Genomic DNA, 2907 nt, shown 5'->3' on the forward strand with positions numbered 1-2907 from the left:
AGCTTAGATATAGCAGTTCTCGGTTAAGTGAGGTACAAGAACCCCACCCCCAACCCCCTCCTCGCTTGCGGGGAGGGGACTATGATGTACCTCATGTGATTAGGAAACGCTATAAGCTTCTGAGAATACATAAACAATATTTTCTTTTGTAGAGAAGTGATTAAAATTACAAACATATTATAGCTCTAATATAAATTTAAGTATAAATTAAATCAAAAAGCCCCGTAGAGCTAATTTATGCTTTGGCTTATGAGTAAAATGATGAAAGACTAACATCTAAAATTGATTGTAATTCGCCCGATTCTTCATTAAAAACTGTGATGTGAATAGCCGATGAGTTCTCCCCAACCCCCTCACAAGCCACAAACGTTACTAGGTCAACTGACTCAAGCAGTACATACGATTCAAGCTAGGGTCGATTTTTCCAAATTGGCGCTCAAGCCTAATGCCAAAGTACCAGAACTTTGGGTGCAGGATGCGGGGGCGGATAAAGCAGAGGTATATCCACTGTTGGGCGATCGCTATATTCTCGGTCGTAGCTCAAAATCCAGCGATATCGTCATCCGTAACCCTGTTGTCAGCCAAATTCACCTCTCATTATCCCGGAATTCTACTCAGCGCACACCAGTTTTCACGATCAAAGACGAAAACTCCACCAATGGCATTTATCGTGGCAAACGTCGTGTTAGTTCTCTAGAACTGCGTCACGGCGATATTCTGACTTTGGGGCCCCCAGAACTCGCCGCTTCTGTACGGTTGCAATATGTCGATCCACCAGCATGGTATGTCAAAGCTGCAAGTTGGACAGCTTATGGGGTTGGTGGTGTCAGTGCCTTATTAACATTAGTGATTGGCGTCGAATGGCTGAAATTTTCAGTCAAACCTCTACCGACAGCTACACGCGCCCCAGTAGTTGTTTACGCCCGTGATGGAGCCACTCCCCTGAGAGAGCCTCGGACAATCTCTCATGTAGACATGAAGCGATTAGAGGAATTTGGTTCTTATTTGCCTGCGGCGGTAGTGGCTTCAGAGGATAGTCGTTATTACTGGCACTTTGGGGTTGATCCTCTGGGGATTTTACGAGCTGTGTTGATTAATAGCCGCAGCGGAGATGTGCAACAAGGAGCCAGCACTGTTACCCAACAAGTTGCCCGCAGTTTGTTCCGCGAGTATGTAGGTAGACAAGATACCCTTGGCCGGAAATTGCGGGAGGCAGTTGTTGCCCTAAAGCTCGAGACATTTTACAGCAAAGATGATATTTTGCTGATGTACTTAAATCGGGTTTTTTTGGGAGGTGATACCTCTGGCTTTGAGGATGCAGCCCGATATTATTTTGAGAAGTCGGCTAAAGAATTAACTTTGGCAGAAGCAGCAACATTGGTAGGAATTTTACCAGCCCCCAACGCTTTCGATTTTTGTGGGGATGGGCCCAATAAGCTAGAAGCGGCTGAATACCGAAATCGTGTGATTAAGCGGTTACTGGAAATGGGCAAAATTAAACCAGAGGATGCGAACCGAGCTAGACGTTCCACTGTCCAAATTAGTCCTAAAGTCTGCGAACAGCAAGCTAAAACGATCGCACCTTATTTTTATAGTTACGTTTTCTCTGAACTCGAATCAATCTTGGGAGAAGGAGCAGCAAGAGAAGGAAACTATATCATTGAAACCAAGCTCGATCCAGCGATACAGAGACAAGCAGAAGCAGCGTTGAATAATTCGGTGAACAACTCTGGTAGAAATTTTAATTTTTCTCAAGGAGCAGTAGTCACTCTTGACTCTAGTACAGGCAGTATCCTGGCAATGGTAGGCGGGACTGATTACAAAAAAAGTCAGTTCAATCGTGCTGTCCAAGCCAAAAGACAACCAGGTTCTACTTTCAAAATCTTTGCTTATACTGCTGCTATTCAACAGGGAATTCCAGAATCAAAAAATTATTCTTGCGCCCCTTTAACTTGGCAAGGCTTTACTTATAAACCCTGTCGTGCTGGTGCTGACACTAGTTTAGATATTGCCACCGGGCTAGCGCTTTCAGAAAATCCCATCGCCTTACGAGTTGCCAGACAAGTCGGGCTAGATAAAGTTGTGGCAATGGCGCAGCGTTTGGGGATAAAATCAAACCTCGATCCAGTTCCCGGCTTGGTACTGGGTCAAAGCGTAGTCAATGTTTTGGAAATGACTGGTGCTTTTGGCGCTATTGGCAATCGCGGCGTGTTGAATCCTCCCCATGCCATCAGCCGAATTTTAGACAGTGGTGATTGCAGTGATCGCAATGATATCAAAACCTGTCGTGTAATCTACTCCTTCGACCAAGATCCAGGTGCCAACAAACGAGTGTTGACAACTAATGTCGCCGATGAAATGACTAGTTTGATGCGCGGTGTAATTACAAGAGGTACTGGTCGTAGTGCTGCCATTGGACTAGGGGAAGCTGGTAAAACTGGCACGACTGATAAAAACGTTGACTTGTGGTTTATTGGTTTTATCCCCAGTCAGCGACTTGTAACTGGCGTTTGGTTGGGAAATGATAATAATTCCCCGACATCTGGTAGCAGCGCTCAAGCAGCTCAGTTGTGGGGAAATTATATGCGGAGAATTACAAGGTAATTGAGCATTGGGCATTGGGCACTATTGATCAATAAATGATCAATGGACTTTTGTGAGAAGACCTGATTTTGAGGACTTAAAAGTTTATCAACTTTCTGAAAAGCTTGCTAATGAAATTTGGCATATTGTTAAAAAATGGGACAATTTCACTAAAGATACACTAGGCAAGCAAATTGTTCGGTCTGCTGATAGTATTTGTGCGAATATCGCAGAAGGTAGAGGTAGGTACAACGACCAAGACAATCGACGTTTTGTCAAGATTGCGAGAGGGTCTTTGTATGAAACTATCAGTTGGTTGAGGTT

General features: G+C 44.3%; 2 protein-coding genes. Both read left to right on the plus strand.

From position 1 onward, the window contains the following. Positions 1–333: 333 nt before the first annotated feature. Positions 334–2604, plus strand: coding sequence for a transglycosylase domain-containing protein (locus IQ229_RS21915; RefSeq protein ID WP_194047355.1), 2271 nt, complete (start codon positions 334–336; stop codon positions 2602–2604). 52 nt (positions 2605–2656) lie between these two features. Further along, positions 2657–2907: four helix bundle protein (locus IQ229_RS21920; protein WP_194047357.1), on the plus strand; the 251-nt coding region annotated here is incomplete at its 3' end.

The organism is Nostoc cf. edaphicum LEGE 07299 (assembly GCF_015207245.1).
Taxonomy (GTDB): Bacteria; Cyanobacteriota; Cyanobacteriia; order Cyanobacteriales; family Nostocaceae; genus Nostoc; species Nostoc edaphicum_B.